The sequence below is a fragment of the Streptomyces sp. NPDC020875 genome (assembly GCF_040641415.1).
GTDB lineage: Bacteria > Actinomycetota > Actinomycetes > Streptomycetales > Streptomycetaceae > Streptomyces.
The window spans coordinates 129,727-136,100 of the sequence record NZ_JBFADP010000017.1 but is presented as its reverse complement, the minus strand read 5'-3'; the positions used below and the strand labels follow the sequence as shown (position 1 = coordinate 136,100).

The 6,374-nt window shown below is 68.7% G+C and carries 3 protein-coding genes; 2 read left to right on the top strand and 1 reads right to left on the bottom strand.

From position 1 onward, the window contains the following. Positions 1 to 219: 219 nt before the first annotated feature. Positions 220 to 3,759 (bottom strand): DNA polymerase III subunit alpha, encoded by a 3,540-nt coding sequence (gene dnaE / locus AB0G74_RS12560; RefSeq protein ID WP_361144142.1) that lies wholly within the window; start codon positions 3,757 to 3,759, stop codon positions 220 to 222. A gap of 257 nt (positions 3,760 to 4,016) precedes the next feature. On the opposite strand from dnaE, the gene AB0G74_RS12555 reads away from it, so the two are divergent. Together AB0G74_RS12555 and AB0G74_RS12550 are read left to right on the top strand one after the other, a co-directional pair. Further along, the gene (locus AB0G74_RS12555; RefSeq protein ID WP_361144139.1) at positions 4,017 to 5,375 is read left to right on the top strand and encodes a DUF2252 domain-containing protein; all 1,359 of its coding nucleotides are present in this window, start codon (positions 4,017 to 4,019) and stop codon (positions 5,373 to 5,375) included. Positions 5,376 to 5,523: 148 nt separating this feature from the next. Then, positions 5,524 to 6,213 carry a hypothetical protein gene (locus AB0G74_RS12550; protein ID WP_361144172.1) on the top strand — a complete coding sequence of 230 codons (690 nt, stop codon included), beginning with the start codon at positions 5,524 to 5,526 and terminating at the stop codon, positions 6,211 to 6,213. Positions 6,214 to 6,374: the final 161 nt, after the last annotated feature.

Genomic DNA, 6,374 nt, shown 5'->3' with positions numbered 1-6,374 from the left:
CCCCTTAATAATGATACCCCGACCACCGATATCTACACGTGTGTAAGTACTCTCTTCCCCCCCCCCCCGCTCTCCCTTCGCCGTTTCCCCGCCCCGCGGGGGGGCACCCGGGGCGGGCGGGGTTCCGGGGCGGGGGGCCGCGCCCGTACCCGGGGCGCGGCCCCTCCGTGCTGTCCCCGGTCCGTGACGGCCCGGGTCCGTGCTGTCCGGTCCGGCGGATCAGCCCGCGAGACAGGACGGGCCGAGCAGGACCTTCAGATCGCCGAAGAGCGCCGGGTCGGGCTGGACCCGGTGCCGGTCGAGCCGGAGGACCGTGGTGCTGCGGGGCCCCTGGAGCTTGATCCGTACCTCGGTGTTCCCCCGGTGGTGGCTGAGGATCTCACCCAGCCTGGTGACCATCGGCGGGGTGACCTTCACCGTCGGAATGGTGACGATCACCGGGGCGTTGGTGCCCGCGTTGGAGAGGTCCGGGACCATCAGCTCCATCGCGACCAGCCGGGGCACGTCCTCCCGCTTGTCGAGCCGTCCCTTGACGAAGACGACGGTGTCCTCGACGAGCTGGGTGGAGACCAGCTGGTAGGTGGCCGGGAAGAACATGCACTCCAGGGATCCGGCCAGGTCCTCGACGGTGGCGATGGCCCAGGCGTTGCCCTGCTTGGTCATCTTCCGCTGGAGGCCGGAGATGATGCCGCCGATGGTGACCACCGCCCCGTCGGCGTGCTCGCCGCCGGTGAGCTGGGAGATCGCCGCGTCCGACTTGTCGGAGAGGACGTGCTCGATTCCGAAGAGGGGGTGGTCGGAGACGTAGAGGCCGAGCATCTCGCGCTCCTGGGCGAGCAGATAGGACTTCTCCCACTCGATGTCGGAGAACTCGACGTCGAGTCCGAAGCCGGGCTCGTCGCCGCCCTCCTCGCCCATCCCGCCGAAGAGGTCGAACTGCCCCTCGGCCTCCTTGCGCTTGACCGCCACCACATTGTCGATCATGGGTTCGTGGTGGGCGACCAGGCTCTTGCGGGTATGGCCCATCTCGTCGAAGGCCCCGGCCTTGATCAGCGATTCCACGGTCCGCTTGTTGCAGACGACGGCCTCGACCTTGTCGAGGAAGTCGGGGAAGGAGCTGTACTTCCCCTTGGCCTTGCGGCAGCGGATGATCGCCTCGACGACGTTCGTCCCGACGTTCCGGACGGCGGAGAGACCGAAGAGGATCACATCATCGCCCTGGGCGGCGAAGTTGGACTGGGACTCGTTGACATTGGGCGGCAGGACCTTGATGCCCATCCGGCGGCACTCGTTGAGATAGACCGCCGACTTGTCCTTGTCGTCCTTCACCGAGGTCAGCAGGGCGGCCATGTACTCGGCCGGGTAGTTCGCCTTGAGATAGGCCGTCCAATAGGTGACCAGGCCGTACGCGGAGGAGTGCGCCTTGTTGAAGGCATAGCCGGCGAACGGGACCAGGACGTCCCAGAGCGCCTGGATGGCCTCGTCGGAGTAGTCGTTCTTCCGGGCGCCCGCCTGGAAGATGGTGAAGTTCTTCGCCAGCTCCTCGGGCTTCTTCTTGCCCATCACCCGGCGGAGGATGTCGGCCTCGCCGAGGGAGTAACCGGCGATGATCTGGGCGGCCTTCTGGACCTGCTCCTGGTAGACGATCAGTCCGTGGGTGAGGTCCAGGACCTCCCGGAGCGGCTCTTCCAGCTCCGGATGGATGGGGGTGATCTCCTGCTGCTTGTTCTTCCGCAGCGCGTAGTTGGTGTGGGAGTTCATTCCCATCGGGCCCGGCCGGTAGAGGGCCGAGACGGCGGAAATGTCCTCGAAGTTGTCGGGCTTCATCAGCCGCAGCAGGGACCGCATGGGGCCGCCGTCGAACTGGAAGACACCGAGGGTGTCACCGCGGCAGAGCAGTTCGTACGTCTTGGGGTCGTCCAGCGGAACGGAGAGCATCTCCAGCTCGACGCCCTTGTTGGACTTCACCATCTTGACGGCGTCGTCCATGATGGTGAGGTTTCGCAGGCCGAGGAAGTCCATCTTCAGCAGGCCGAGCGATTCGCACTGCGGATAGTCCCACTGCGTGATGGTGACGCCGTCGGTGTGCCGGACCCAGACCGGGGCGTGGTCCACGATCGGCTCGCTGGACATGATCACGCCCGCCGCGTGCACACCCATCTGCCGGACCAGGCCCTCCACACCGCGCGCGGTGTCGATCACCTTCTTCACATCCGGCTCGTTCTCGTACATCCCGCGGATCTCGGCGGCCTCGCCGTACCGCGGATGCGAGGAGTCGGTGATGCCGGAGAGTTCGATGCCCTTGCCGAGGACGTCGGCGGGCATGGCCTTGGTGAGCCGGTCGCCCATCGCGTACGGATAGCCCAGCACCCGGGCCGAGTCCTTGATCGCGTTCTTGGCCTTGATCTTTCCGTAGGTGCCGATCATGGCGACCTTGTCGGCGCCGTACTTCTCGGTGACGTAGCGGATCACCTCGACGCGCCGGCGCTCGTCGAAGTCGATGTCGACATCGGGCATCGAGATGCGCTCGGGGTTGAGGAACCGCTCGAAGATCAGTCCGTGCTCGATCGGGTCGAGGTCGGTGATGCCCATCGCGTACGCCACGATCGAACCGGCGGCGGAACCCCGGCCGGGGCCGACCGCGATGCCGTTGTTCTTGGCCCACATGATGAAGTCGGCGACGACGAGGAAGTAGCCGGGGAAGCCCATGTCGATGATGACCGACATCTCGTACTCGGCCTGCCGGGCCCGGTCGTCCGGCACACCGCCCGGGAACCGGCGCTCCATTCCGGAGCGGACCTCGGACTGGAACCAGGTGACCTCGGTATAGCCCTCGGGGATGTCGAACCTGGGCATCAGGTTCCGGGACTGGAACATGCCGGTGGTGTCGATCTGCTCGGCGACCAGCAGGGTATTGCGGCACCCCTCCTGCCAGGCGTCCGACGAGTCGACCGCGTACATCTCCTTCGTCGACTTCAGGTAATAGCCCGAGCCGTCGAACCGGAACCGGTCCGGATCGGAGAGGTTCTTGCCCGTCTGAATGCAGAGCAGCGCGTCATGCGCCGTCGACTCGTGTTCATAGGTGTAATGCGAGTCATTGGTGACCAGCGGCGGAATGCCGAGCTTCTTCCCGATCTCCAGCAGCCCGTCCCGCACCCGCCGCTCGATCTCGATACCGTGGTCCATCAGCTCCAGGAAATACCGGCCCTTGCCGAAGATGTCCTGATAGTCCGACGCCGCCTGGAGAGCCTCCTTCTCCTGCCCGAGCCTCAGCCGGGTCTGGAGTTCACCCGAGGGGCAGCCGGTGGAGGCGATCAGCCCCTCGGACCACTGGGAGATGGTCTCCTTGTCCATCCGGGGCCACTTCTGGAGCCAGCCCTCCGCATAGGCGTCCGAGGAGAGCCGGAAGAGATTGTGCAGACCGGTGTTGTTCGACGCCCAGATCGTCTTATGGGTATAACCACCGGAACCGGAGACGTCGTCCCGCTTCTGATGCGGCTGACCCCACTGGATCTTCCGCTTGTTCCGCCGCGACTCGGGCGCGACATACGCCTCGATCCCGATGATCGGCGTCACCCCCGCCTTCACCGCCGTATGGAAGAAGTCGTACGCCCCGTGCAGATTCCCGTGGTCGGTCATCGCGATATGGGTCATCCCCATCTCGTTGCACGCGTCGAACATGTCCTTCAACCGCGCCGCACCGTCCAGCAGCGAATACTGCGTGTGGACGTGCAGATGCGTGAAGGGGGGCTTCGTCACGGCGGGGGCCTCCAGAGACGGCGGGGCGACGGACAGGGGGGTGTGGGGTGCCCGGGGGGACAGCGTCGAAGTCTACGACTCCGCGCCGACACTCGCGGGCGGTGCCGCACACCCTGTGGACAGTCCCTCGGACCCCCCGCTCCGGGCACCTCCGGAGCGCGCCGGGCGTTGGAGGGGGCGTAAGACCACTCCCGGCCGGTGGGCGCCCGCCCCCGGCCGGGACCCACGTTCCGCCCTGTCGCAGGAGGCACACCGCGATGCCCGTTCCGCATCCCGCCGAGATCACGGCCGAGACCCGCGGTGAGGAGATCCTCACCGTCTTCGGTACGGCCTTCGGCGAGCTTCTGGCCGCCGATCCGGCGGCCTTCCGGGTCAAGTTCCGGAAGATGGCCGCTTCGGCGTTCGCCTTCTACCGGGGCACGGCCTGCCTCTTCTACCACGACCTGGAGCGGGAGCACGCCGGGCGGGGCGACGACGCGATGGCGGCCGGGCCGTATCTGGACGAGCGGACCAGCCGGGTGTGGATCCACGGCGATCTGCACGCCGAGAACTTCGGTACGTACATGGACGCCAACGGGCGGCTGATCTTCAATGTGAACGACTTCGACGAAGCCTATGTGGGCCCGTTCACCTGGGATCTGAAGCGGCTCGCCGCGTCCCTGGCCCTGATCGGCTACACCAAGGCGCTCGCGGACCGGCAGATCACCGAGCTGGTGGGGATCTTCGCCGCCGCCTACCGGGAGCGGATCAGCGCCCTGGCCGCCGGTGCCCGCGAGGACGATCTGCCTCCCTTCACTCTCGACACCGCCCAGGGCCCGCTGCTGGACGCGCTGCGCGACGCCCGGTCCCTGACCCGCTTCTCGCTCCTCGACTCGATGACGGAGATCCGGGACTTCGAGCGGCGCTTCGCGGGCGGGGGCGGCTCCATCGAGCTGGACGCCGCCACCCGTTACAAGGTGCTGGCCGCCTTCGACGGCTATCTGGAGACCCTGCCCGAGGCGTCGCTGGCCCGGCCCGACTCGTACCGGGTGAAGGACGTGGTGGGGCGGCGCGGGATCGGGATCGGCTCGGCCGGTCTGCCGTCGTACAACATCCTGCTGGAGGGGAACAGCGACGCGCTGGAGAACGATGTCGTGATCTATATGAAGCAGGCGCAGACCCCGGCGGTCTCGCGGCATGTCACCGACCCCGCGGTCCGGGAGTACTTCCACCACGAGGGCCATCGCACCGTGATCTCCCAGCGCGCCCTCCAGGACCACGCCGATCCGTGGCTGGGCTGGACCGAGCTGGACGGCGCCGGTCAGCTGGTCGCCGAGGTGTCGCCGTACGCGGTGGATCTCGACTGGGGCGATATCGACGATCCGGCGGAGATCGCGGCCGTCGTCGCCGACCTGGGCCGGGCCACGGCGACCATGCACGGCGCCGCGGACGACGAGAGCGGCCACTCCCTGGTGCCGTTCTCCACCGAGCGGGCCATCGACGCCGCGATCGCCGCCGACGAGGAGGGCTTCCCCCAGTTGCTGGTCGACTTCGCGCACGACTACGGCCGGCGGGCCCGCCACGACCACCAGATCTTCGTGGACCTCTTCCGCAACGGCCGGATACCGGGGCTGTGAGCGGAGCCGTGCCCGGGGCCGTGAAGGGAGCCGGGGCAGGTGCCCGGACCAGGGCCGGGGAAGGCGCCGCGACCGCGCCGTCACCGCCGGTGACGGGGCGCCGGGCTTTTAAGCCTCCTTTCACCCGGGCATGGCACACTCACTGACGATGGACGTTTCGGGTACGCGGCTGCGACTGCTGCGGGCGGCGGTCTTCACGGCGGTGGTCGTGACCCTGTCCGCGGCTTCGCATGTGCTGCTCTCCGGAGCCCCGCTGCCGTGGTTCACCGTCGCCGCGCTCGCGGCGGGCGTCTTCGGTGTCGCCTACGCCCTGTCGGGCCGTGAGCGCGGCTTCCGGCGGATCGCCGGTCTGCTGGTACCGCTGGAGCTGGCCGCCGACACCGTCTTCAACGGCAGCCAGAGCGCGTGTTACGGACCCAGCGGCGGGCCGGTCACCGGCTCCCTGCGGGCCCTCGGGCTCGATGTGCTCTGCGACGGCTCGATCGGCACCCGGCTGACGGGCGTGCCGTCGGCGGCCGGCGGCCCCGTATCGCTGCTGGCCTCGCCGGGACCGGCCACGCCCTGGCTGCTGCTGGCCGTGCACATCACGGTCGGGCTGCTGGCCTCGGCCTGGCTCTGGCAGGGCGAGGCGGCGCTGGCGGGGCTGGCCCGGACCCTGGAGGCGTACGCCTTCCGGCCGCTGCTGCTGGCGGTCGCCGTGGTGGCCGCGGCGCACCGCCCGGTGGGGCGCGGCCCGCGTCCCGCCCCCCGGAACACCGCCTTCCGCACCCTGCTCCTGGTGCACGCCCTGGGACGGCGGGGTCCCCCGCGCCCGGCGGCCCTCGTACTCGCCGCGTAGCGGTCCCCCGCGTTCCTCCGCGGGTCCGCGGGCTGTCTCCGCGATCACCACGCCCCCCTGACCCCGGGGACCGCGGTCGCACCGGCCCGCGCGGCACCGGCCGATCCCGCCGTGTCCACGACCGTCCCCGCCCTGGACACCCCGTATCCCCATATCGACAT